Below are 23,373 nucleotides of genomic sequence, written 5' to 3' on the forward strand. Positions count from 1 at the left end.
AGTTTGCGGCGGATTTGAAATCCGGTAATCTGGCTCCGCAATTGTTTTTTTTCTGAATCCATGCATGGGTCTGCAATTGACGCTGCGGGCGCTGTGATTTAGTGTTAGCCCGTTTTTTGCGCAGTACATGGTTGGACGGAAATCCGGCATAGTCCGGCTTATTCATAACGAGGGAGTTGGTATGAAAATCAAGCATTCTGTTCTGGCAGGTGTAGCTCTGTTTGCCGCAAGCATCATGTCTGCGCAAGCGGCCGAGAAGGTCAAGGTCGAATACTGGTCCAACAGCCTGTCGCCGAAATTCGACGCGGTCATGAAGGATCTGACCACCAAGTTCAATGCATCGCAGAACCAGGTTGAGGCCGTTTGGGTTGACGTTGCTTGGGATGCTTTCCAGGCGCGCGTAGTGACTGCGGTTGCTTCCGGCAAGGTGCCGGGTCTGGTGAACCTGCCGAAGCCGTGGATGGATGAATTCGCCCAGAAGAAGATGATCGTCCCGGTGACCAAGGAAGTTGCTTCCTTCAAGAATGTCTATACCAAGGGCGCGCTGGCTGACGTAACCTACGGCAATGAAATCTACGGTCTGCCCTGGTACCAGGTAACTGCCGTGCTGTTCTACAACAAGGATCTCTTCAGCAAGGCTGGCGTGAAAGAAGCCCCGAAGAGCCTGGATCAACTGCTGGCTGCTGCCAAGCAAGTCAAGGAAAAGACCGGCGTATCCGGTTTTGCTCCGAAGCTGAACGATGGTTTTGCTGGCTGGTTCCTGTATGACGGCCTGCCGCTGATCAAGGATAACAAGGCCGTGTTCAATAGCCCGGCTCACGTGAAGCTGGTTGAGAAGTTTGCTGCTGCATACAAGGATGGCTCGATTCCGAAGGACGTCTTCAAGATGGGCTTCGAAGAGCAGATCGCCGCCTACAACTCCGGCAAGATCGCCATGTTCGCCGAAGGTGCCCATGCCCTGAAGCGCACTCAAACCGATGCGAAGAAGATCTATGAAGTAACCGGTGTTGCCGGCTTCCCGCAAGGCGCAGGCAAGACCCCGTTTGGTGGTTTCCTGTTCCTGTGGTCGGTGCCGAAGGGCTTCAAGGATGTTGGCGCTGCCGTCAAGCTGGGTCAGTACCTGACCAGCGACGAAGCTCAGTTGGCCTTTGCCAAGGCATCGTCGACCTTCCCGTCGACCAACAAGGCGCTGGATGACGCCTTCTTCCAGGCTGGTGCCAAGTCGGCTGATCCGGTTGAGCAGGCTACTGCTGTTGCTGCCACCAATATCAAGGCCTCCCGCACCCTGACCATCTCCGGTCTGCCGGATGAGGCTGCCATGAACAAGAAGCTCAACGACGAAGTTGAGGCTGCTGTGACTGGTCGCAAGTCCGCCAAGGAAGCGCTGGACGCTGCTGCGGCACTGTGGAACGAAAAGCTGGCTGCCAAGAAGTAAGCATGTAAAGAACTGTGTCGCAAACTTGCAAAGGTATGCGGCACATCAAGTTTTGTGGCGGCGGTTTTCTGGTAGACTGCCGTCACAAAAAAAATCCGCAATGCCTGAGGGCGGAAGTGGGTAGCAATAAGCAAGGAAGTCAATTCCGAGCAAATTTGTCGATAACTCAAGAGGAAGACAAAATGAAGCTGAAGAAGATGTTGACCGTTGGCGCAGCTGTATTTGGCCTGGGTCTGTTCGCTGCACAAGCTCAAGCTGCTGACAAGGTCAAGCTCGAATTCTGGACCATGAACCTGGCTCCGAAGTTCGACCCGTACTTCAAGCAAGCCGTTACCAAGTTCAACGCTGCTAACCCGACTCTGGAAGCTGTATGGGTTGACATGAACTGGGACCAAATCCAGCCGAAGCTGATCGCTTCCCTGGCTGCTGGCAACCCGCCGGCTCTGGTTAACTTCAACGTACCCTGGGTTCACGAATTCGCTGCTCAAGGCAACATCATCGCTCTGGACCAATACCTGGGCGCTGACAAGGCTGTCTACAGCACTCAAGCTCTGGCTGACGTGACCATCAAGGGCAAGGTTTACGCCTTCCCGTGGTACAACTCCGTTTCCATCCTGGCCTACAACAAGTCCATCCTGGACAAGGCTGGTGTTAAGCCGGAACAACTGACTTCCTTCGACAACCTGCTGGCTGCTGCCAAGACCATCAACGAGAAGGCCGGTGTTGATGGCTTCGCTCCGAAGATGTCCGATCCGGTTGGCCTGTTCTACTACCTGGGCCTGCCGGTTGTTGAAAACGGCAAGGCTGTCTTCAACTCGCCGAAGCACGTAGCTGTTGTTCAGAAGTTTGCTGATCTGTACAAGGCTGGCGCTGTACCGAAGGACATCTTCAAGATGGCCTTCGAGCAAGAAATTGCTGCCTACAACAGCGGCAAGATCGCCATGATGACTACTGCTCCGCAAGCTCTGAAGCGTACCGAAACCGACGCTAAGGCTATCTACGACGTGACTGGCGTTACTGCCTTCCCGCTCGACGCTGGCAAGATGTCCTTCGGCGCCTGGATGATGGACTTCGTAGTTCCGAAGGGCTTCAAGAACCCGGCTGAAGCTGCCAAGCTCGGCAAGTTCCTGACTGGCGACGAACAGCAGCTGCTGTTCTCCAAGGCTACTGAAACCACCTTCCCGACCACCAAGAAGGCTAACCTCGACCCGTACTTCCAAGCTGGTGCTAACAGCAAGGATCCGATCGAGAAGGCTCGCGCTGTAGCTGCCAAGGCTATGGACGGTGCTCGTACCCTGACTCTGCCGCCGGGCACCCTGACCGACGAAGCTGCTACCCAGAAGGTTCTGGCTGACAACTTCCAAGCTGCCGTAGAAGGCCGCAAGCCGGTTAAGGAAGCTCTGGATGCAGCAGTAGCAGCCTGGAATGGCAAGATCGCTAAGTAATCGCAAGTATTACTAGCTCGCTGCTCTAGAAACGGGGCCGTCTTACCGGCGGCCCTGTTTCATTTCCGATAAATATAAATACAGTCGAGTTACGCCGTGAAAAACTCCAGCAGTTACACCACAGTAGCCTATCTGTTCTTGGCGCCAGCCTTGATATTGATGGGGATCTTTACCTTCTGGCCGGTCGGATACAATACCTACCTGGCTTTCCATATCTATGACATCGCCGAAGGCACCGCACGTGTTGCGTCTGCCGAAGATGGCGGTTACTTCACCCACTTCAAGTACATCTACGGTGAAGACCTGTTCCATCAGGCACTGAAAAACTCCCTGCTGTATCTTCTGGTTGTGCCGTGTATCCAGCTCGCAGCCCTTGTGATGGCCAAACTGGTCAACAACAAGCTGCCCGGCATGACGTTCTTCCGTGCGACCTACTACATCCCGGTTATTACCGCGATTTCCGTGGCCGGCGTGGCCTGGGCGTTCGTCTACAAGTTTGACGGCATGCTCAATGGCTTCCTGACCTGGATCACCCACTTTGTCGGCATCCATTCCGGTTTCGAGAAGGTCGAAATCGACTGGATCGGCAATCCGGATATCGCGCTGTACTCGGTCATGGTCTTCACCTTCTGGAAGGGTCTGGGCTACTACATGGTGCTGTATCTTGCCGGCCTGCAGGCGATCCCCGCCGAAGTGGAGGAGGCCGCGATTCTGGACGGTGCCAATGCCTGGGATCGTTTCTGGAAAATCACCGTGCCGATGGTGAAGCCGACCATTCTGCTGTGTACCCTCCTGTCGACCATTGCCGCAATGAAGGCGTTCCAGGAAGTGATCGTACTGACCAAGGGCCAGTCCGATACCTACACCGCACTGTTCTATGTGTATGACCAGGCGTTCCGCAACTACAACTTCGGTCGTGCCGCTGCTGCCGGTCTGGTTGTAACCTTCTTCTGCATGATCCTCGCGGTCATCCAGTTCCGCTTCTTCGGCGAAAAGAAATAAGAGCGAGGAATCCTGATCATGGCAATGAGTAAAAACGTACGACAAGCGCTAGGACTGACCGGGCACTACAGCGGTTTGATCCTGTTCGCGATTTTCACCACCTTTCCGTTCCTATGGGCTCTGGCTTCCGGTCTTTCTGCGGATGCCTCCAAGATGTACCTGTTCCCGGACGGCTTCTGGCCGCACGATGCCAGCTTCATGTGGTTCGAGCGTGTATTCCAGGAAATGCCATTCCTGACCTACACCAAGAACTCCGCCATCATGTCCTTCTTCACCATCATCGGTGTCGTGGTCGTGTCGGTACTGGCTGGCTATCCGCTGGCCCGCATGAAGTTCCCGGGTCGTGGTCTGATCTTCGTTGCGATCATCGCAACCATGATGCTGCCGTCAGAAGTCGGTATCGTTCCGAACTTCATCACCCTGAAAAACTTTGGTGATTTCGGTAACTGGATCCAGGAGTCGCTTGGTCTGGGCAGCAGCTGGAACATGCGTGAATGGATCGGCCTGAACAGCTACTTCGGTGCAATCATCCCCAACTTTGCCGGTGCCTTCGGTATCTTCCTGATGAAGCAGGCCTTCGAAGCCATTCCGCAGGATCTGATCGACGCGGCCCGTGTGGATGGTGCAACCGAAATGCAGATTCTGTGGAAGGTGATGGTTCCGGTTACTGCTCCCTCGATTGCTGCTCTGGCGATCTTCACGCTGGTTAACGCCTGGAACGACTATCTGTGGCCGTCCATCGTGATGAACTCCAAGGAAAAACTGCCGCTGGCCGTGGGCGTGTTCAACGATCTGACTGGTCCGTTCGCCACCTCGGACAACATTCTGATGGCTGCGATCGTGATGACTGTTGTACCGGTCCTCGTCTTCTTTGCCTTCACTCAGCGTTACTTCATCTCCGGCATGGACGGCGCGGTGAAGTAAGCAGGTTACTTAAAGAATCCAACATATAAATAGCAAGGAATCGAAAATGGCTTCGGTTACACTCAAGAACATCAAGAAGAACTACACCAAGGACGTTACCGTAATCAAGAACGTCAGCCTGGACATCCAGGATGGTGAATTCGTAGTATTCGTAGGCCCATCCGGCTGCGGCAAGTCCACCATGCTGCGCATGATTGCCGGTCTGGAAGACATTACCGCCGGCGAACTGTATATCGGCGACACTCTGGCCAACGACGTGCACGCTTCCAAGCGTGGTATCGCGATGGTGTTCCAGTCCTACGCGCTGTATCCGCACATGTCGGTTGCCGAAAACATGGGCTTCGCCCTGAAGCTGGCCGGTACGCCGAAGGCTGAAATCGAAGAGCGGGTGAAGAAGGCTGCCGAAATCCTGGAAATCACCCATCTGCTGGAGCGCAAGCCCAAGGCTCTGTCGGGTGGTCAGCGTCAGCGTGTGGCCATCGGTCGTGCCATTGTCCGCAACCCGAAGGTCTTCCTGTTCGATGAGCCGCTGTCCAACCTGGATGCCGCGCTGCGTCTGAACATGCGTGTCGAGCTGTCCAAGCTGCACCAGGAACTCAAGACCACCATGATCTATGTAACGCACGATCAGGTGGAAGCGATGACCTTGGCTGACCGTATCGTGGTATTCCACGCGGGCCTGATCCAGCAGGTTGGCACGCCGCTGGACATGTACGAAAACCCGTCCAACCTGTTCGTGGCTGGCTTCCTTGGTTCGCCGAAGATGAACCTGCTCGAGGCCGAAGTGATTGCCGCTTCCGCGACCGAAGCGACCGTCAAGCTGCCGAAGGGTCTGACCGTACGTGCGGCCGTGGATGCCAGCAATGCCAAGGTGGGTGACAAGGTAACCATGGGTGTTCGTTCCGAGCACATCCGTCTGGTGGACGCAGGTACTGCTGAGGCGCTGCCGGCACGTGTCGATCTGATCGAGCACCTCGGTGACATCGTACTGGCCTACATCGAAATCCCGGGTATCAACCAGATCCTGTGCGTCAAGCTGCCGGGTCACATGACTGGCCTGAAGTATGGCGATGACATCCACATCCTCTTCCCGCGTGAAGAGACGCACCTCTTCGATGCGGAAGGTCTGGCCTTCAAGCGCGTTCGCTAAGACCGTGTTGCAGCAACAAAAAGCCCGCTTCGGCGGGTTTTTTGTTGGCCCATAATGGAAGGGGTATGTGCTGTAGGACTATTGCAGTCCAAGGCTTGCGATAATATACCCATTAAAAAACCGCCTTCGGGCGGTTTTTTAATGGGTTGGGCAGCTTCAGTCCAGTTGCTGGCGGATGAATTGCTTGACCGCTTCGACGTCGTCTTCCAGTACTTCGCTATGCTGCGGCAGATCCTCGATACCCTGCAGATGCTCGGGTCGCGCAGGCTGGCGACCCAGGGCTTCGACCATGGTGGCTTCGAATTTGGCGGGTAGTGCGGTTTCTAGAATGACCATGGCGACGGCCGGATCGCGGTGAGCTTTGGCTGCCTTATAGCCATCAGCGGTATGGGGGTCAATTTCGACGCCGTACTTTTCGAAGACCTCGCGGATGTGGGCAACACGCTCGGCGTGGCTGCTCTGCTCCGACACAAAGCCGTAGGCATGGCTCATGCGTTCGAAATCCGGCGAGGGCAGGGTGAAGCCCTCACCCTTTTCGACGCTCTGCCACAGAGCCGCCAGGCGAGTGCTGTCGCGGCCGACCAGATCGAAGACGAAGCGTTCGAGGTTGGACGCCTTGGCGATGTCCATCGACGGGCTGGAGGTCTCGAAGGTCTCCTTGATCGAGCGCGGGCGGTATTTGCCGGTCTTGAAGAATTCGTCTAGTACGTCGTTTTCATTGGTGGCGACCACCAGCTTGCGGATCGGCAGGCCCATCTGGCGGGCAATGTGGCCGGCGCAGATGTTGCCGAAGTTGCCGGACGGCACGCAGAAGTCCACCGGATCACCAACGTTCTTGGCGACGGCGAAATAGCCCTTGAAGTAGTACACCACCTGCGCAACGATGCGGCCCCAGTTGATCGAGTTCACCGCGCCAATCTTGTACTGCGCCTTGAATTCGGCGTCGTTGTTGATCGCCTTGACGATGTCCTGGCACTGGTCGAAGAAGCTTTTCACCGACAGGTTGAAGATGTTCTTGTCCTGCAGGCTGTACATCTGTGCGCGCTGGAAGGGGCTCATCTTGCCGTGTGGGCTGAGCATGAAGACATTGACGCCCTTTTTGCCGCGCATGGCGTATTCGGCCGCGCTGCCGGTATCGCCGGAGGTGGCGCCGACGATGTTTACCTGCTCGCCGCGTTCATGCAGCACATGCTCGAACAGATTGCCCAGCAACTGCATCGCCATGTCCTTGAACGCCAGGGTCGGGCCGTTGGAGAGTTCCTGGATGTAGAGATTGTTCTCCAGCTTGAGTACCGGAGTGATTTCGCGTGCCACTTCCGGATCGCGGCCATTGCAGTACACCTCGGCGGTGTAGGTCTTGTCGATCAGCTTCTGCAGGGTCGGGTGATCGATGTCATCAACAAAATGATGGATGATGGCAAAGGCGAGGTCGCGGTATTCCAGCGTGGAAAGTTTCTTCAGCGCGTCCAGGCAGAAGTGCGGGTAGATTTCCGGAATCGACAGGCCGCCATCGGGGGCCAGGCCGCCCAGCAGGATGTCGCAGAACGGTTGCGGGGTCATGCCGCCGCGGGTGGAGATGTAACGCATGGGTATGAGCCTGTAGCTTAGAAGGCGGGCGGGCTACAGGCCCATACCCGCCCGAATTGATTAACCGAGGTGTTCGAGGCGCAGCTTGACCACTTTGCCGTTGATGGTCGGCAGGGCTTCGATCTTGGCCAGTGCGGCGTTGACGTTCTTTTCAATCGCAAGATGCGTCACGATGATGATGTCGGTGCGGCCGGCTTCGCCTGCGGTTTTCTGCAGCATGGCATCGACCGAGATGCCGCCGTCGGCGAGGATGCGGGTCACATCGGCCAGTACCCCGGCCTGATCCTGCGCGTTCAGGCGCAGGTAGTAGCAGGTTTCGATTTCATCGACCGGCAGGATCGGCAGATCGGCGAGTTGCGTCGGCTGAAAGGCCAGATGCGGCACGCGGTGTTCCGGATCGGCGGTGTGCAGGCGGGTGATGTCGACCAGGTCGGCAATCACCGACGAGGCGGTCGGCTCGGCGCCGGCACCCGGGCCATAGTACAGGGTGGCACCGACGGCATCGCCCTTGACCAGTACGGCATTCATGACGCCATCGACGTTGGCGATCAGGCGCTTTTGCGGGATCAGCGTCGGCGCGACGCGCAGTTCGATGCCGTTTTCACGGCGGCGGGTCACGCCCAGCAGCTTGATGCGGTAGCCCAGCTCCATCGCGTACTTGATGTCGGTGGCGTCGAGCTTGCTGATGCCTTCCAGATACGCTTTGTCGAACTGTACCGGAATACCGAAGGCAATCGCGCTCATGATGGTCAGCTTGTGCGCTGCGTCGTGGCCCTCGATGTCGAAGGTCGGGTCGGCTTCGGCGTAACCCAGGCGCTGGGCTTCGGCCAGCACGTCGGCAAAGGCCAGGCCCTTGTCGCGCATTTCGGTCAGGATGAAGTTGGACGTGCCGTTGATGATGCCGGCCACCCACTCGATCTTGTTGGCGGTCAGGCCTTCACGCAGTGCCTTGATAATGGGAATGCCACCGGCGACCGCCGCTTCAAAGGCAACAATCACGCCCTTTTCCTGCGCACGGGCGAAGATCTCGTTGCCGTATTCGGCGATCAGCTTCTTGTTGGCCGTGACCACGTGCTTGCCGTTCTCGATGGCCTTCAGCACGATGTCCTTGGCGATGGTCGTGCCACCGATCAGTTCGACCACGATGTCGATGTCGGGGTTGTTCACCACGGCGAAAGCATCATCAACGATGGTCACGTCGCTGCCGCAGACTTCGCGGGCGCGATCCAGATCGCGATTGGCGGCCATCTTGACCACGATGGGGCGGCCGGCACGGCGGGCAATTTCTTCCGCGTTGCGTTTCAGAACGGTTGCAGTGCCGCCGCCGACAGTGCCGACGCCACACAGGCCTACATAGATCGGTTTCATGCTCGATTTCCTGATTGCCAGTGATTTGAATGAATACGTTATCGGGTAATGCGTTTTTGCTTAATTAATGCGTTTTCTGTCGCGCCATACCCTAGGCTGTGCCATGACGCTTGCGCCAGCCGTCGAGGAAGCGCGCCACGCGACCGATTGCCTCCTGCAGGTCATCACCCTGCGGCAGGAAGACCAGGCGGAAGTGGTCGGGCTGGTGCCAGTTAAAGCCGGTGCCTTGCACCAGCAGCACCTTTTCCTCCTGCAGCAGCTCCAGAATCAGCTGCTGGTCGTCGGTGACCGGGTACATTTTCGGGTCCAGCTTCGGGAACATGTATAGTGCCGCCTGCGGCTTCACGCAGCTGACGCCCGGGATGCTGGTAATGAGCTCGTGGGCGATGTCGCGCTGGCGTGCGAGCCGGCCGCCCGGGCGCACCAGATCGTTGATGCTCTGGTAGCCGCCCAGCGCGGTCTGAATGGCGTATTGCGCCGGCACATTCGCGCACAGGCGCATGGTCGAGAGGATATTCAGCCCCTCGATGTAGTCCCGCGCGATTTTCTTGTTGCCGGAAACGACCATCCAGCCGGCGCGGTAGCCGCATGCGCGGTAGTTCTTCGACAGGCCGTTGAAGGTGACAAACAGGATGTCATCCGCCAGCGACGCGATCGAGGTATGCGTGCGGCCATCGTAGAGCACCTTGTCATAGATTTCATCGGCAAAAATGATCAGTTTGTTGGTGCGGGCAATCTCGATCAGCTCGCGCAGCATCTCGTCGGAATACAGCGCGCCGGTCGGATTGTTCGGGTTGATCAGCACCAGCGCGCGGGTGCGGTCGGTGATCTTGGCGCGGATGTCGTCGAGCGCCGGCATCCAGTCCTGAGCCTCGTCGCAGAGGTAATGGCGCGGCTTGCCGCCGGCGAGGCTTACCGCCGCGGTCCACAGCGGATAATCCGGCATGGGGACCAGCACTTCGTCGCCATTGTTCAGCAGGGCCTGCATCGCCATCACGATCAGCTCGGACGCCCCGTTGCCGATGTAGATGTCATCGACGGTCACGTCGGCGATTTGCTTTTCCTGCGTGTAGTGCATGATGGCCTTGCGCGCCTGGAACAGCCCCTTGCTGTCCACATAGCCGGCGGCGGCGGGCAGATTGCGGATCACGTCCTGCACGACTTCTTCGGGCGCGTCAAAGCCGAACGGCGCCAGATTGCCGATGTTCAGCTTGATGATGCGATGGCCGTCCTCTTCCATCTGCCGCGCTCGCTCCGGGACCGGGCCACGGATTTCGTAGCAGACGTTCAGCAGCTTGTTGGACTTCAGGATGGCTTCCATGGCGCGTACAACCGGTCATTGGGGGAAACCCCACATTCTAGCGAAACTTGCCCGCTTACGGCGGATGATTTGCGCGCAAATTCCGCTGTTTACACTGGTAGAATCGGGGCACGTTTAGCGGTAGCGAGAGAGTGATGAAACTGCATCAGAGCAAGGTGGGCAACCTGAACCAGTTCACTTCCTACGGGGAAGATTTTGTCGAGGTCAACCGGCAGCGCCATCAGGGGCCGGTGCTGGTGTCCGGCGAGCAGGTGCTGCCGTGGTCGGCGCGCAGTCTGGAGAGTCTGGCTCCGGCGGACATCGAGGCGATTCTGGCGCTGAATCCGGAAGTGGTGCTGATCGGCACTGGCAAGCATCTGCGCTTCGGGCATCCGCAACGCTACGCCGCACTGAGCGCAGCGCGTATCGGTGTTGATTTCCTCGATAACGGTGCGCTGTGCCGTACTTTCAATATTCTGAGTGCCGAAGGTCGGCAGGTGGTTGCGGCGGTGCTGTACGCCTAGGGGTATTGCGCTGCGGGATGCACAGATCAGGTTCTTTGGGTGCATATCTGCATGGGTATGCGTCCTGGGGTATGGGGTGAATGCCCGCAGCAAAGAAAAACCCCCGCGCGAGGCGGGGGCCAAATGTCTGCCGTGAAAGCAGTAAGTACTCGTGTCGGAGGGTCTTAGATGGCGCTCTGGCGCAGCTGGTCCAGAATCGCCGGGTTTTCCAGGGTCGACGTATCAGCGGTGATTTCCGCGCCCTTGGCGATATCGCGCAGCAGGCGGCGCATGATCTTGCCCGAGCGGGTCTTCGGCAGGTTGTCACCGAAGCGGATTTCATCCGGCTGGGCGATCTTGCCGATTTCGTGGGCAACCCACTCGCGCAGTTCCTTGGCGATGCGCTTGGCGTCGTCGCCTTCCGGACGGGCATTTTTCAGTACCACGTAGGCCACGACCGATTCGCCCTTGATGTCATGCGGCTTGCCGACGACGGCCGCTTCGGCCACCAGCGGGTTGGCGACCAGTGCCGATTCGATTTCCATGGTGCCCAGGCGGTGACCGGAAACATTCAGTACGTCGTCGATGCGGCCCATGATCCAGATGTAGCCGTTCTCGTCGCGATGCGCGGAGTCGCCGGCCAGATACAGCTTGCCGTTGTAGTCTTCCGGGAAGTAGGTCTTCTTGAAGCGGTCCGGATCGCCCCAGATGGTGCGAACCATCGACGGCCACGGCTTGCTGATCACCAGGAAGCCACCCTTGCCGGCTTCGACCGGTGCACCGGACTCATCAACGATGTCGGCCATGATGCCCGGCAGCGGCAGGGTGCACGAACCCGGCTTGGTCGGGGCTGCGCCCGGTAGCGGAGCGATCATGTTGGCGCCGGTTTCGGTTTGCCACCAGGTGTCGACGATCGGGCAGCGCGAGCCGCCAACCACTTCGTAGTACCACATCCAGGCTTCCGGGTTGATCGGCTCGCCCACGGTGCCCAGCAGGCGCAGGCTGGAGAGGTCGTGCTTCTTCGGCAGATCGCCACCCAGCTTGATCAGCGAGCGGATTGCGGTTGGTGCGGTGTAGAAGGTGGTGACCTTGTGCTTTTCGATCATCGACCAGAAGCGCGAGGCATCCGGATAGGTCGGTACGCCTTCGAAGACCACCTGGGTCGCGCCGATGCCCAGCGGGCCGTAGGCGATGTAGCTGTGGCCGGTAATCCAGCCCACATCGGCCGTGCACCAGTAAACGTCGTTTTCCTTGTAGTCGAACACCCACTTCATGGTCACTTGCGTGCCGAGGAAGTAGCCGCCGGTGGAATGCTGGATGCCCTTGGGTTTGCCGGTGGAGCCGGAGGTATAGAGAATGAACAGCGGATCTTCGGCGCTCATCCATTCCGGTTCGCATTCGCTGGCCTGGCCCTGGATCAGGTCATGCCACCAGATGTTCAGTGCATCCCATTTTTCCGGTGCGTTCTGGGTGCGCTGGAAGACCACGATCTTCTGCACGGAGTCGCAGCCGCCCAGGCTCATGGCTTCATCGGTGATGGCCTTCAGCGGGGTGGTTTTGCCGCCACGAACAGTTTCGTTGGCGGTGATCACGACCTTGGCGGCCGCATCCTGGATGCGGTCACGCAGTGCGCCGGCCGAGAAGCCTCCGAAAACAACCGAGTGAATCGCGCCGATACGGGCGCAGGCCTGCATGGCGGTTACGGCTTCGACGCCGTGCGGCATGTAGATGACCACGCGGTCACCCTTCTGCACGCCCAGGCTCTTCAGACCGTTGGCAAACTGGCAGACGCGGGTGTACAGATCGCGGTAGGTGACGTTGGTGACGGCACCGTCGTCGGCTTCGAAAATGATCGCGGTCTTGTCGCCGCGGGCGTCGAGGTGACGGTCCAGGCAGTTGTAGGAAACGTTCAGTACGCCGTCTTCGAACCATTTGAAGAAGGGGGCGTTGTCTTCGTTCAGTACTTTGGTGAACGGGGTTTTCCAGCTCACCAGCTCGCGGGCCAGTTCGCCCCAGAAGCCGGCGTAATCGGCATTGGCCTTGTCGCACAGGGCGTTGTAGCCATCCATGCCGGACACATTGGCCTTCACGCGGAAGTCATCGGTCGGCGGGAACAGACGGTTTTCTTTCAGAACGGAATCGATGGTGCCCATGTGTGCTCCTTCTTGCCCAAACAGTAAGGAAATAATCGTGACCGAACTGTATGGTTTGGGGGGGATGAAATCCAATTGTCTTTTCTGATGCGCCGAATAAGTGCTGCTGATTGTGCTGCAAGGTGCTGATCTGAAATGGAAAATTGTTTTGGTTGTGATGATTTTGGCTGGCTGCATCGAAAGCGGCTATTGTTTCTGTAGCGGCCCGGAAGATGATGGTCGCACCATTGGAGGGTGAATGCATAGCGAGCTGATTCAGGCGATTGTCCGGGTACAGGCAGGGTTTGTTCGTGGCGGCGATGACGCTGCAGTATTTGCTGCCGCACTGGATGACCTGCTGCAGCTGAGCCGCAGCGAGTACGGCTTCATCGGCGAAATTCGTCGGGAGGCGGGGCAACCTTATCTGCGCACGCATGCCATTACCAATATCGCCTGGGATCAGGCGACGCGTGATTTTTACGATCAGCATGCTCCCGCGGGGCTGGAGTTCCGCAATCTGGATACGCTGTTCGGTGCGGTGATCCGCAGCGGCAAAACTGTTATCAGTAATGATCCGCAGCATGACCCGCGTCGTGGTGGCTTGCCCGAAGGGCATCCGGCCATGCATGCCTTTATCGGTCTGCCCATCTACTGTGAAGGCGAGCTGCTGGCGATGATCGGGCTGGCCAATCGCCCCGGTGGTTATCCTGACGCCCTGGAAGGTGAGCTGCAGCCGCTGTTGCAGAGCATCGGGCAGTTGTTGCTGGTGCGGCAACGGCAATTGCAGCAACGCGAGCTTGAAGCGCACCAGCAGCGCCAGCAGCGCGCGCTGCGTGCGCTCAGCCATATCGCGGCGCTATCGGCAGCGGATGAGCTTGATCTGCTGCGGCAGGCGCTGGCGCTGGGTTGCGAGTATTTTGATCTGCCGTATGCCATCATCAGCCAAATACGAGACGAGCGTTACCGTATTCTGGTGCAATACTCGCGTGAGCATCAGTTGCAGGATGGCATGGAGTTCGATCTGGGCAAGACCTATTGCTCGCTAACCCTTGTCGCTAATGATGTTGTTGCCATTACCCAGATGGGTAACTCCGAATATGCGCAGCATCCCTGTTATACGGAATTCGGTCTGGAATGCTATGTGGGGGCCCCCTTGCTGGTGGCCGGTCAGCGTTTTGGTACGCTGAATTTCTCCTCGCCGCTAAGCCGCGCCGTACCCTTCGACGCCGTTGATATCGAATTTGTCCGGCTGATGACCAGCTGGGTGGCCAGTGTGCTGGAGCGCAGGCAGCAGGCACTGAATCAGCAGGAGCTGCTGTTGCGCCTGCAGAAAATCGGTGCCCAACTCCCCGGCATGATCTACCAGTTCCGCCTGTACGCCGATGGCCGCAGTTGTTTTCCCTATGCCAGTGAAGGCATTCGTGAGATTTATGGCGTTGCGGCTTCCGAGGTGGTCGAGGATGCCAGTTCGGTGTGGTCTGTGCTGCATCCTGACGATCTGCCGGCGGTGATCGCTTCGGTCAATGTTTCGGTCGAGCAGCTGAGCACCTGGCATGCCGAGTACCGGGTGAATCATCCCGAGCGGGGGCTGATCTGGGTCGAGGGCACGGCGACGCCAGAGCGTACGGCTGATGGCGATGTGCTCTGGCATGGCTACATCTCGGATGTCAGTGCCCGCAAGGCGGCCGAGGCGCGTCTGCTGGCCAGCGAAGCCGAGGCCCGCATGCTGTCGCTGGTGGCCAGCCGCACCTCGAATGCCGTGGTAATCAGTGATGCTGAGGGGCGGGTCGAATGGGTGAATGAGGGATTTGTCCGGCTCACCGGCTATTCGCTGGAGGAAGTGCGCGGGCGCAAACCCGGACACATTCTGCAAGGGCCGATGACAGATCTGCTGACCGTTGCCGAGATCAGCCAGCATCTCAATCATGGCGAGCGCTGTAGTGTCGAGATCGTCAATTATCACAAGTGCGGCCAGGATTACTGGATCGCGCTGGATATTGAGCCTGTGCGCGATGAGACGGGAGCAATCAGTCACTTCATCGCGATCGAAACCGATATATCGGCTCGCAAGCAGGCCGAAATGGCCTTGGCGAGCGAGCGTGAGCGGCTGGCGGACATTATTGAGGCCACCAATGTCGGCACCTGGGAGTGGGACATCACCACGGGGGACGTGCTGCTGAATGCGCGCTGGGCCGAGATTGTCGGATATACCCTGGCTGAACTTGAGCCGCTGGATATCAATACCTGGCTGCGGCTGGCGCATCCCGATGATCTGGCTCAATCCGAGGGGCAACTCCAGCGGCATTTTGCCGGCGAGTTGCCGTATTACGACATCGAATGCCGCATGCGGCACAGAGACGGGCACTGGGTCTGGGTGCATGACCGCGGCCGGGTGACCGAATGGCTGCCCGAAGGCGGGCCGTGGCGCATGTCCGGCACGCACGAAGACATCACTGCGCGCAGGCTCGCCGAGGATGAGCTGCGGGCAGCCAAGCAGCAGGCCGAAGCCGCCAGCAAGGCCAAGAGCCAGTTCCTGGCCAATATGAGCCATGAAATCCGCACCCCGATGAACGGGGTGCTGGGGATGACCGCGTTGCTGCTGGATACCGACCTTAACCCCCAGCAGCGCGAATATGCTGAAACCATCCGCTATAGCGGCGATGTGCTGCTTGGGGTCATCAACGATATTCTCGACTTTTCCAAGGTCGAAGCCGGTCATATGGAGCTTGAGGACGTTGACTTCGATCTCGGGGGGCTACTGGATGGTGTCGCCGCGATCATGGCGTTGCGGCCGAAAGAAAAGGGCATCTTTTTGCGCTGCTCGCAGGCCAGCGATCTGCCGGAATGGGTGCGCGGCGACCCCGGCCGACTGCGTCAGGTGCTGATCAATCTGATTGGCAATGCCATCAAATTTACCGAGCAGGGCGGGGTGACGGTCGAGGCGCGCCTGCTGGCCGCCGATGAGGCAGGCTACGAGCTGCACTTTTCGGTGCGCGATACCGGGCCGGGCATACCGGCGGACAAGCTGGGGCGCTTGTTCCAGAGTTTCAGCCAGGTCGATGCCTCGACAACCCGTCGTTTCGGAGGAACTGGTCTGGGGCTGGCCATCAGCAAGCAGCTGGTGGAACTGATGGGCGGCAGTATTCAGGTCGAAAGCACTCCGGGACTGGGTTCGGTCTTTGCATTCCGGGTGCGGCTGGGGCGGGCGAAGCCCGGGGCTCAGCCGGCGCTGGTGACTGAGCGGGCGCCGCACGAGCGGGTGCTGGTGGTGGATGATAGCCCGTCCCAGCGCGAATACCTCGAGCAGCAATTGCGGCAGTGGGGCGCGCTCCCCGTGCTGGCGGCCAATGGGGTCGAGGCGCTGCATCTGCTGCGACATGCGGTTCAGCAGCAAGAACCGTTCCGGCTGGTGCTGATCGATCTTTACATGCCAGGGATGGACGGCGTTGAACTGGGGCGGCAGATTACCGGTCTGCCCGAGCTGGGGGCGCCGATGATGATTCTGCTGACGGCAGTCGGTGCCCGGGGTGATGCGCTCAAGGCCAGGCAGGCCGGTTTTTCCGGCTTTCTGGCCAAGCCCCTGCAGGAGGAGGCCTGGCAGGCCGCGCTGGCGCTATTGCGGCGCCGACCACCCGCAGCACATTTCCTGACGCGGCATGACCTCGATGGTGCCCGTGTCCAGCCGCAGATCCTCCTGGCCGAAGATAATGCGGTGAACCGGACTGTGGCGACCCGTTTGCTGGAAAAGCTGGGCTGTCAGGTCAGGGCTGTCGAGCACGGGGTGGCCGCAGTGCAGGCGCTGATCGATGGGGATTATGATCTGGTGTTCATGGACATGCAGATGCCGGAAATGGATGGGGTCGAAGCGACGCGCCGCATCCGCGATCCGGATACCGGGGTGCGCTGGCCACTGGTGCCGATTGTTGCGCTGACCGCGAATGCCACGCCGGAAGACCGGCAGCTCTGCCTGGCGGCCGGCATGAATGACTATCTGGCCAAGCCGATCCAGCCGGCCCAGCTCGAAGACAAGCTGCGCCACTGGCTCGCCGCCTCGGTGAAGTAGCACCAGTCAGTGATCTCTGGGTATTGCCTTGAGGGTATTTATAATCAAGGTTTTGCTGTTTATAGGGGTTCGGGTATTTGGGAGTGCAGCTTCAGAAAGATCAGTGCCGCCAGAATTGCGTCATTGAGCGGATCGTGCCGGGGAAGATCCGGCAGTTGCAGGGTGTGCAAAATGGCATCGAGGCTCAGATCCACGTCGGGGTGATAAGCCGTCACCATCCGGTCGTAATACAGTCCGGATACATCGATGCGCGGGTTGGGCAGGCCAATGCCCAACCAGGGCCGGAGCTGCCGGTCGATCACGGCCAGATCGAATTCCAGGTAGTAGCCGACCAGCGGGCGTGATCCGATAAAGGCCAGCAACCGGGCCAGGGCCTCGCGCACGGGGAGGCCGGCGGCGACATCCTGAGCGCGCAGGCCGTGAATCGGAATACTGGCCGGCGTGATTGCCCCTTCGGGTTGGACCAGCAGCTCCAGGCGTTCGGAGAGCGAAATGCAGTTGCCGCTGATGCGGACCGCGGCAATGCTGAGAATTTCGGCGCTACCCGGGTCAAGACTGGTGGTTTCGCAATCGATGCTGACCCATTCCTGCGCTGGTGGCGGTGCAAACAGATAGGCATAGGCCGGGTCACGCAGGCGCCGGCGCTGCAGCTGCAGAAGGGCTTGCTGCCACCAGCGACGCATTACAGTGCCCCCAGACGGTAATGGTGGCGGAGCAGTTGGCGGAATCGCTTGACGACGCCGAGCGAGTCCTTGAGCAGATCGCGCTCCAGGGTGGTCAGATCCCGTGGATCGATGAGGTTGTCCGGTTGCTGGCCGGCGCGCAGTTGCACCAGTCCGGTTTTTAGCTGCAAGCCTTGCAGGAAGGCCAGCGCTTCGGCCAGGTCCCGTGCCAGTTCGCGGGGCAGGGTGGGAATGTCGTGCAGTTGCTGCAGGCGCTCATAGGTGTTGCAGGCCCGCACGCCATGCTCCAGTGCCAGGCTGCGGATGCCGTGCACGATCGGGAAAATGCCGCCTTTTTTCAGATCCAGCTGCTGCCGGTTATCGCCAGCCTCGGTGACCAGGCGGGAAAACAGCGTCAATGGCGGTTCGAATTGCTCGACGGGCCAAGCGAAATGCGCCAGAAAGGCCGGATTGCCATCCAGCCAGCGTCGCAGATAGTCATCCAGCCCGGCATGAAGGGCGGGATTGCCGCAGATGGGGCGGGCATCCGTCCAGATTGCCAGCGCCATCAGCTGGCGGGCATCCGGCGCACCGGTCCATTGCTTGATCCGGCTGCGGAATTCGCTGACGCTGCCGCACCATTCGCGGGTACTCAGCATGATCCCGCCTGGGCAGGGCGGGTAACCCATGCGGAGGAGTTCGGCGGTAAAGCGCTGACAGATCTCGCCGAGTTGCGGATGCTGATAGCCATCTTCGATGATCAGGGCGTTGTCCTGATCGGTGCGCAGGATCTGTTCGCCGCGGCCTTCCGAGCCCAGTACCAGCAGGCAAACGTGCGGCAGCAGTTCCGCTGGTGCCAGCAGCGTAAATAGCCGTTCCAGCAGTTTCTGGCGCAGCTCGCTCATCAGTTCGGCGATCAGGGTGACCTTCATTCCGCTGGCAAACAGCCGGGCTGTCAGTGGCTGCATGGCGGCCGCCGCGCTGTGCAGATCGCTGATGCTGCCGGCGCGTTCGATTTGCCCGCCGACACTGTGCGGGTTGTTGGCCAGGCTAGAGAGCAGATCGACCTGCTCGAGTATCCCGCAGATTTCGCCCCGACGCGTCACGATCAGGCGCTGGATGGTGTGGCGAACCATCAGCAGCATGGCCTGATGCAGGTAATCACTTTCCTCGATGGTATGGAGGCGGTAGCTGGCATGCCATTCCACCGGCTCGGTATTCGGATCCAGTCCGGCGATGATGAAGTTGCGCAGGTCGCTCTGGGTAAAGATGCCGCAACCCTTTTCCCCTTCGACCAGTACCGATGTGACGTGGCCGGCCTGCATGGCGCGGGCGGCGCTCATTACGGTGGCATTGCAGTCTAGCCGGGATGGCGGACGATAGGCGATGTCGCTGATGCGGGTGAGCATCAGGTCCTCGGCCTCCTGGCGGTAGGGCTGGTGCGCCAGCTCGGCCAGCTTGCGCGCGACATCGTCGTAGAAGAAGGCGGCGAAACGCGGGTTGCTGCGCGTGAGATCGAGGATTACATCACGGGGTATTTGCCAGACGATGGTGTCTTCCGCTGCATGCAGCAGCATACCTGCTGTGCCATTGACCAGTGCGCGGCTGTCGAACACCTCCTGCTCGCTGTAATGGACGGTTCCGTTCGGCCCGCCTGTTTCTTCGACGCGTCCCTTCATCACTACATACAGCTGATCGACCGCATCTCCCGGCTGCAGGATGCGGTGCTGCGCCGGGAAATACAGGATGTCGAGGCTGCTGGCGACCGTCTGCTGTTCTTGGCTGCTCAGCGTATCGAAAGGGGCGTGCTGGAACGGGAATGCGCTGGTCATGGCTCCTCCGGTTGACAGTGTAGGTCTGCGGCATGGCCTTGGAAACAACAACGCCCTGCAGGGCAGGGCGTTGTTGTCGGGACGATGCGCTTAGTGCTTGGAGGCACCCTCGGCGCCGATGCCGGTCATCGAACGGATGAATTGCGGCAGGAATCTGGCGCGCTCTTCCTGGGCTTGCTGGCTGTTGTCCAGGATGGAAACGAGCCAGGTGAAGAAGAACGCCAGGGTCATCGAGAAGATGGCCGGGTTGCTGTAGGCAAACGGCGCGCTGCCCTTCGGATGGCCGAGCGTTACTTCCCAGACGGCCGGGCCAAGAATGATCAGCACCACGGCAGAAATCAGGCCGATGCTGCCACCGATGACTGCGCCGCGGGTCGTCAGTCCCTTCCAGAACATCGACAGGAACAACACCGGGAAGTTGGCCGAGGCGGCGATCGAGAAGGCCAGACCCACCATGAAGGCGATGTTCTGCTTCTCGAACAGGATGCCCAGCAGGATGGCAACGACACCCAGCCCCATGGTGGTCATCTTCGAGACGCGGATTTCGTCGGCTTCGTTGGCCTTGCCCTTCTTGATGACGCTGGCGTACAGGTCATGCGATACGGCGGACGCGCCGGACAGGGTTAGACCTGCCACCACGGCCAGAATGGTCGCAAACGCCACGGCAGAGATGAAGCCGAGGAAAAAGTCGCCGCCCACCGCCTTGGACAGGTGCACCGCTGCCATGTTCGACCCACCGATCAGCCCGCCAGCCGCCGCCTTGAACTCGGGGTTGGTGGCTACCAGCGTGATGGCGCCAAAGCCGATGATGAAGGTCAGAATGTAGAAGTAGCCGATGAAACCGGTGGCAAAGAACACCGATTTGCGTGCTTCGCGGGCATCCTTCACGGTGAAGAAGCGCATCAGGATGTGCGGCAGGCCGGCGGTACCGAACATCAGCGCCAGACCCAGCGAGATGGCATCGATCGGGTTGGATACCAGACCGCCCGGCGCCATGATGTTCACCTTGGCAGCAGCCACGGCAGCCTTGGAGGCTGCTTCGGCGCTGGCAACGGCCGCCGAGGCATTCGGCGCCTTGCTGGCCACGGCGGAGGCCGCCACTTCCGCCGCTACAGCGGCTTTTTGCGCGGCGGCAGCAGCAGCAGCCTGCTTTACTGCGACAGCCTGGCTGAACATGTTTTCGAAGCTGAAGCCGCTGTGCTTGAGCACCATGAAGGCCATGAAGGTCGCGCCCGAGAGCAGCAGTACGGCCTTGATGATCTGTACCCAGGTGGTGGCCAGCATGCCGCCGAACATCACGTACATCACCATCAGGATGCCGACCATGATGACCGCGTACATGTAGTCCATGCCGAACAGCAACTGGATCAGCTTGCCGGCGCCGACCATCTGGGCGATCAGGTACAGCGCGACCACAACCAGAGTGCCGGTTGCGGCAAAGGTGCGTACCGGTGTCTGCGAGAGACGGTAGGAAGCCACGTCGGCAAAGGTGTACTTGCCAAGGTTGCGCAGGCGTTCGGCGACCAGGAAGGTGATTACCGGCCAGCCGACCAGAAAGCCGATCGAGTAGATCAGGCCGTCGTAGCCCTTGTCGAACACCATGGCGGAAATGCCGAGGAAAGAGGCGGCCGACATGTAGTCGCCGGCAATCGCCAGACCATTCTGAAAGCCGGTAATGCCGCCGCCGGCTGCGTAGAAGTCCTTGGCCGAACGGGTGCGGCGTGCTGCCCAGTAGGTAATCCCCAGGGTAAAGGCGACGAACACGAAGAACATGATGATGGCGTGCCAGTTCAGGTCACGCTTGGCGACGGCACCATCGATGGCGCCGGCCGCCCGGCTGCCGCTGCTGGCCAGGGCCAGAAACGCGGCTGCGCCGAGTTGTTTCAACTGCTTGGTCATTGCTTGGCCTCCTCGACAACTTCCTGGGTCAGACGATCGAATTCGCTGTTGGCGCGACGGACATAGATGCCGGTGACGACAAAGGCGGAGATGATGACCAGCAGGCCTACCGGAATGCCGACCGTGGTGATGCTGCCTTCGGAAAGGGGGGTGCCCAGCGTCTTGGGCGAAAATGCAATGACCAGAATGAATCCGTAGTAAATCACCAGCATGACGATGGCCAGCATCCAGGAGAAACCTCCCTTCTTGTGGACCAGCTCCTTGAACTTCGGATTCTGCTGAATGCGCTCGATGAGTGCTTCATCCATGCGTGCTCTCCTTCTCCTCGTTATCGGGATGGGCCAGTGCCGGCCCATGAAACTACCGATGCTTACTCTATGAGAGGTTTTGTTACGGAGGCTAATTGCAAATTCTGATGCGCAAAATCAGCTGACCTTATGCCGAATTGCTCAGGCCTTACTGCATATGGCGTAGCGCGATTTTTCCGACTACACGACAGGCGGTATGGCGAGACAAAAAAACCGCGATGACTTATGATTTCCGGATGGAAATCTACCAGCTTCGCACCTTCGTAACCGTCGCTCAGCAGGGGCACCTGACCCAGGCGGCGGAACTTCTACATCTTTCTCAGCCAGCCGTAACCGCGCAGATCAAGGCACTGGAGGAAGAATTCGGTATGCCGCTGTTCGAGCGCTATCCTGGTGGCGTGCAGCTGACCGAGGCCGGCAAATTGCTCTTGCCCGAGGCCGAGAATATTCTCGGCTTGTCCCGCAAGCTGTTGCACAAGGCCAAGTCACTACAGGGAGAGCCGCGCGGCAAGGTGCGCATCGGCACCATCGGTGTGCCCGCGCGGCTGAAGATTGGCCCCTGGCTGGCACGCCTGCGCCAGCGTCATCCCTTGCTCAGTATTGAAACGACGCACGGGGTCTCGGTGAGCATCCTCAACGAGGTGCGCAAGAAAACACTCGATGCGGGCTTTTATCTGGGGCGCAATCCCTATCAGAACGTCAATACCTTGCCGCTGACCGAAATCGGTTTCTGCGTGGCGCTGCCGCCACAGTTGGCGGGTGAGCTGGCGAATGCCGACTGGAAGGAGCTGGGCAAGGCCCCTTGGCTTGGGGTGTCGCAGTTCAGTAGTCTGGCCGACATCACCCAGGAATTGTGTCGCAGCCGCAATATTGCTCCGCAGAAAGTGGGTGAATTCGACGAGGAATCGACCTTGCTCGAGCTGATCAAGGCGGGCCTTGGGGTGGCTGTTCTGGCCGAGCGCACCGCAAAGCGCTATGCCGCCGATGGTTCGATTATGCTGTGGCGGGGTGGTGAGGTGGCAATCCGGGCGCCACTGCAGTTCATTTACTCGGCCGAGCGCGAGGATGATGCGCTCATTGGAATGTTGAAGGGAGCCTTGCGGCAGGTGTGGGATTTGCCTTGACGGGTATGTTCCGCTAGCCCTTCATGTAAATGGCCCTTGTGCCTATGGGTTATGATGTATTGCTGCTCTGGTGCAAAGAAAAACCCCGCCGAGGCGGGGTCTTCGAGTATGGTCACCGGTGGCTGAATTACTTCAGCTTGGTTTCCTTGTAGATCACGTGCTTGCGGGCAACGGGATCGAACTTCTTGATTTCCATCTTTTCCGGCATGGTACGCTTGTTCTTGGTCGTGGTGTAGAAATGACCAGTACCTGCGGTGGATTCGAGCTTGATCTTGTCACGCATGGTTATTTACCTCGATTACAGTTCGCCACGGGCGCGCAGATCTGCCAGAACGGCATCGATACCCACCTTGTCGATGGTGCGCAGTGCAGCGTTGGATACGCGCAGACGTACCCAGCGGTTTTCGCTTTCAACCCAGAAACGGCGTGATTGCAGGTTCGGGAGGAAACGACGCTTGGTCTTGTTGTTGGCGTGGGAAACGTTATTCCCGGTCATCGGGCGCTTGCCGGTGACTTTGCATACTCGTGCCATGTTGCTTTCCTGAGATTCTGAAACTGGAAAAGACGGCATTTATACCATGTTCCGCCGGCATGCGGCAAGCCTGAATTGCGGATTGCTGTGGCAAGTGTGCAAATTGC

Annotated in this window: 19 protein-coding genes; 9 read left to right on the top strand and 10 right to left on the bottom strand. The window is 59.2% G+C overall.

Going from position 1 to position 23,373, the window contains the following annotated elements:
* Positions 1-181 precede the first annotated feature (181 nt).
* The 5 genes from INR99_RS11320 (at position 182) to INR99_RS11340 (ending at position 5,956) form a co-directional block, all read left to right on the top strand.
* The gene (locus INR99_RS11320; RefSeq protein WP_194116455.1) at positions 182-1,435 is read left to right on the top strand and encodes an ABC transporter substrate-binding protein; all 1,254 of its coding nucleotides are present in this window, start codon (positions 182-184) and stop codon (positions 1,433-1,435) included.
* A 35-nt stretch (positions 1,436-1,470) separates the two neighbouring features.
* Positions 1,471-2,880, top strand: coding sequence for an ABC transporter substrate-binding protein (locus INR99_RS11325; protein ID WP_228098251.1), 1,410 nt, complete (start codon positions 1,471-1,473; stop codon positions 2,878-2,880).
* A gap of 96 nt (positions 2,881-2,976) precedes the next feature.
* Complete coding sequence (locus tag INR99_RS11330) at positions 2,977-3,882, top strand: carbohydrate ABC transporter permease (protein ID WP_308431482.1); 906 nt, start codon at positions 2,977-2,979, stop codon at positions 3,880-3,882.
* Between the two features lie 18 nt (positions 3,883-3,900).
* Positions 3,901-4,806, top strand: coding sequence for a carbohydrate ABC transporter permease (locus INR99_RS11335; protein WP_228098252.1), 906 nt, complete (start codon positions 3,901-3,903; stop codon positions 4,804-4,806).
* A gap of 46 nt (positions 4,807-4,852) precedes the next feature.
* Entirely contained in the window at positions 4,853-5,956 is a 1,104-nt protein-coding gene (locus tag INR99_RS11340; RefSeq protein WP_194116456.1) for an ABC transporter ATP-binding protein, read from the top strand.
* Between the two features lie 156 nt (positions 5,957-6,112).
* Here the strand turns inward: INR99_RS11340 and thrC are convergent, their stop codons facing one another.
* The 3 genes from thrC to INR99_RS11355 all read right to left on the bottom strand — a co-directional run bounded on the left by thrC (position 6,113) and on the right by INR99_RS11355 (position 10,232).
* Positions 6,113-7,543 (bottom strand): threonine synthase, encoded by a 1,431-nt coding sequence (gene thrC, locus INR99_RS11345; RefSeq protein WP_194116457.1) that lies wholly within the window; start codon positions 7,541-7,543, stop codon positions 6,113-6,115.
* A gap of 60 nt (positions 7,544-7,603) precedes the next feature.
* Positions 7,604-8,911: a homoserine dehydrogenase gene (locus tag INR99_RS11350; RefSeq protein ID WP_194116458.1), complete on the bottom strand. Its 1,308-nt coding sequence runs from the start codon at positions 8,909-8,911 to the stop codon at positions 7,604-7,606.
* Between the two features lie 91 nt (positions 8,912-9,002).
* Positions 9,003-10,232, bottom strand: coding sequence for a pyridoxal phosphate-dependent aminotransferase (locus INR99_RS11355; protein WP_194116459.1), 1,230 nt, complete (start codon positions 10,230-10,232; stop codon positions 9,003-9,005).
* 134 nt (positions 10,233-10,366) lie between these two features.
* Between INR99_RS11355 and INR99_RS11360 the strand changes: the two genes are divergently transcribed.
* On the top strand, positions 10,367-10,735 hold the full coding sequence (locus INR99_RS11360) for an Mth938-like domain-containing protein (RefSeq protein ID WP_194116460.1): 369 nt from the start codon (positions 10,367-10,369) through the stop codon (positions 10,733-10,735).
* 164 nt (positions 10,736-10,899) lie between these two features.
* Here the strand turns inward: INR99_RS11360 and acs are convergent, their stop codons facing one another.
* Positions 10,900-12,867, bottom strand: coding sequence for an acetate--CoA ligase (acs, locus tag INR99_RS11365; RefSeq protein WP_194116461.1), 1,968 nt, complete (start codon positions 12,865-12,867; stop codon positions 10,900-10,902).
* A 100-nt stretch (positions 12,868-12,967) separates the two neighbouring features.
* On the opposite strand from acs, the gene INR99_RS11370 reads away from it, so the two are divergent.
* Positions 12,968-13,105: a hypothetical protein gene (locus INR99_RS11370; RefSeq protein ID WP_194116462.1), complete on the top strand. Its 138-nt coding sequence runs from the start codon at positions 12,968-12,970 to the stop codon at positions 13,103-13,105.
* Positions 13,106-16,909 (top strand): response regulator, encoded by a 3,804-nt coding sequence (locus tag INR99_RS11375; RefSeq protein ID WP_194116463.1) that lies wholly within the window; start codon positions 13,106-13,108, stop codon positions 16,907-16,909.
* A 59-nt stretch (positions 16,910-16,968) separates the two neighbouring features.
* Here the strand turns inward: INR99_RS11375 and INR99_RS11380 are convergent, their stop codons facing one another.
* The 4 genes from INR99_RS11380 to INR99_RS11395 form a co-directional block, all read right to left on the bottom strand.
* Entirely contained in the window at positions 16,969-17,592 is a 624-nt protein-coding gene (locus INR99_RS11380; RefSeq protein ID WP_194116464.1) for a 3'-5' exonuclease, read from the bottom strand.
* The gene (locus INR99_RS11385; protein WP_194116465.1) at positions 17,592-19,403 is read right to left on the bottom strand and encodes a putative nucleotidyltransferase substrate binding domain-containing protein; all 1,812 of its coding nucleotides are present in this window, start codon (positions 19,401-19,403) and stop codon (positions 17,592-17,594) included. Before INR99_RS11385 ends, INR99_RS11380 begins: the two co-directional genes overlap by 1 nt.
* A gap of 90 nt (positions 19,404-19,493) precedes the next feature.
* Positions 19,494-21,302 (bottom strand): cation acetate symporter, encoded by a 1,809-nt coding sequence (locus INR99_RS11390; protein WP_194116466.1) that lies wholly within the window; start codon positions 21,300-21,302, stop codon positions 19,494-19,496.
* The gene (locus tag INR99_RS11395; protein ID WP_194116467.1) at positions 21,299-21,610 is read right to left on the bottom strand and encodes a DUF485 domain-containing protein; all 312 of its coding nucleotides are present in this window, start codon (positions 21,608-21,610) and stop codon (positions 21,299-21,301) included. The genes INR99_RS11390 and INR99_RS11395 overlap by 4 nt, the downstream gene beginning before the upstream one ends.
* Before the next feature lie 218 nt (positions 21,611-21,828).
* Between INR99_RS11395 and INR99_RS11400 the strand changes: the two genes are divergently transcribed.
* Complete coding sequence (locus INR99_RS11400) at positions 21,829-22,734, top strand: LysR family transcriptional regulator (protein WP_228098259.1); 906 nt, start codon at positions 21,829-21,831, stop codon at positions 22,732-22,734.
* Positions 22,735-22,861: 127 nt separating this feature from the next.
* Here the strand turns inward: INR99_RS11400 and rpmG are convergent, their stop codons facing one another.
* A complete protein-coding gene (rpmG, locus tag INR99_RS11405; RefSeq protein WP_028453358.1) occupies positions 22,862-23,017 on the bottom strand; it encodes a 50S ribosomal protein L33 in 156 nt (51 codons plus the stop codon).
* A gap of 15 nt (positions 23,018-23,032) precedes the next feature.
* Complete coding sequence (rpmB, locus tag INR99_RS11410; RefSeq protein ID WP_194116468.1) at positions 23,033-23,266, bottom strand: 50S ribosomal protein L28; 234 nt, start codon at positions 23,264-23,266, stop codon at positions 23,033-23,035.
* Positions 23,267-23,373 lie beyond the last annotated feature (107 nt).

It is taken from the genome of Chitinilyticum piscinae (genome assembly GCF_015223195.1).
Classification (GTDB): domain Bacteria; phylum Pseudomonadota; class Gammaproteobacteria; order Burkholderiales; family Chitinibacteraceae; genus Chitinilyticum; species Chitinilyticum piscinae.

What these genes read in the sequence shown, in the direction of transcription:
- rpmG (WP_028453358.1), bottom strand. Translation starts at nt 23,017, where the DNA reads ATGCGTGACAAGATCAAGCTCGAATCCACCGCAGGTACTGGTCATTTC.
- INR99_RS11320 (WP_194116455.1), top strand. Translation starts at nt 182, where the DNA reads ATGAAAATCAAGCATTCTGTTCTGGCAGGTGTAGCTCTGTTTGCCGCA.
- rpmB (WP_194116468.1), bottom strand. Translation starts at nt 23,266, where the DNA reads ATGGCACGAGTATGCAAAGTCACCGGCAAGCGCCCGATGACCGGGAAT.
- INR99_RS11335 (WP_228098252.1), top strand. Translation starts at nt 3,901, where the DNA reads ATGGCAATGAGTAAAAACGTACGACAAGCGCTAGGACTGACCGGGCAC.
- acs (WP_194116461.1), bottom strand. Translation starts at nt 12,867, where the DNA reads ATGGGCACCATCGATTCCGTTCTGAAAGAAAACCGTCTGTTCCCGCCG.
- thrC (WP_194116457.1), bottom strand. Translation starts at nt 7,543, where the DNA reads ATGCGTTACATCTCCACCCGCGGCGGCATGACCCCGCAACCGTTCTGC.
- INR99_RS11360 (WP_194116460.1), top strand. Translation starts at nt 10,367, where the DNA reads ATGAAACTGCATCAGAGCAAGGTGGGCAACCTGAACCAGTTCACTTCC.
- INR99_RS11355 (WP_194116459.1), bottom strand. Translation starts at nt 10,232, where the DNA reads ATGGAAGCCATCCTGAAGTCCAACAAGCTGCTGAACGTCTGCTACGAA.
- INR99_RS11385 (WP_194116465.1), bottom strand. Translation starts at nt 19,403, where the DNA reads ATGACCAGCGCATTCCCGTTCCAGCACGCCCCTTTCGATACGCTGAGC.
- INR99_RS11325 (WP_228098251.1), top strand. Translation starts at nt 1,471, where the DNA reads ATGCGGCACATCAAGTTTTGTGGCGGCGGTTTTCTGGTAGACTGCCGT.
- INR99_RS11390 (WP_194116466.1), bottom strand. Translation starts at nt 21,302, where the DNA reads ATGACCAAGCAGTTGAAACAACTCGGCGCAGCCGCGTTTCTGGCCCTG.
- INR99_RS11400 (WP_228098259.1), top strand. Translation starts at nt 21,829, where the DNA reads ATGACTTATGATTTCCGGATGGAAATCTACCAGCTTCGCACCTTCGTA.
- INR99_RS11380 (WP_194116464.1), bottom strand. Translation starts at nt 17,592, where the DNA reads ATGCGTCGCTGGTGGCAGCAAGCCCTTCTGCAGCTGCAGCGCCGGCGC.
- INR99_RS11350 (WP_194116458.1), bottom strand. Translation starts at nt 8,911, where the DNA reads ATGAAACCGATCTATGTAGGCCTGTGTGGCGTCGGCACTGTCGGCGGC.
- INR99_RS11395 (WP_194116467.1), bottom strand. Translation starts at nt 21,610, where the DNA reads ATGGATGAAGCACTCATCGAGCGCATTCAGCAGAATCCGAAGTTCAAG.
- INR99_RS11340 (WP_194116456.1), top strand. Translation starts at nt 4,853, where the DNA reads ATGGCTTCGGTTACACTCAAGAACATCAAGAAGAACTACACCAAGGAC.
- INR99_RS11375 (WP_194116463.1), top strand. Translation starts at nt 13,106, where the DNA reads ATGCATAGCGAGCTGATTCAGGCGATTGTCCGGGTACAGGCAGGGTTT.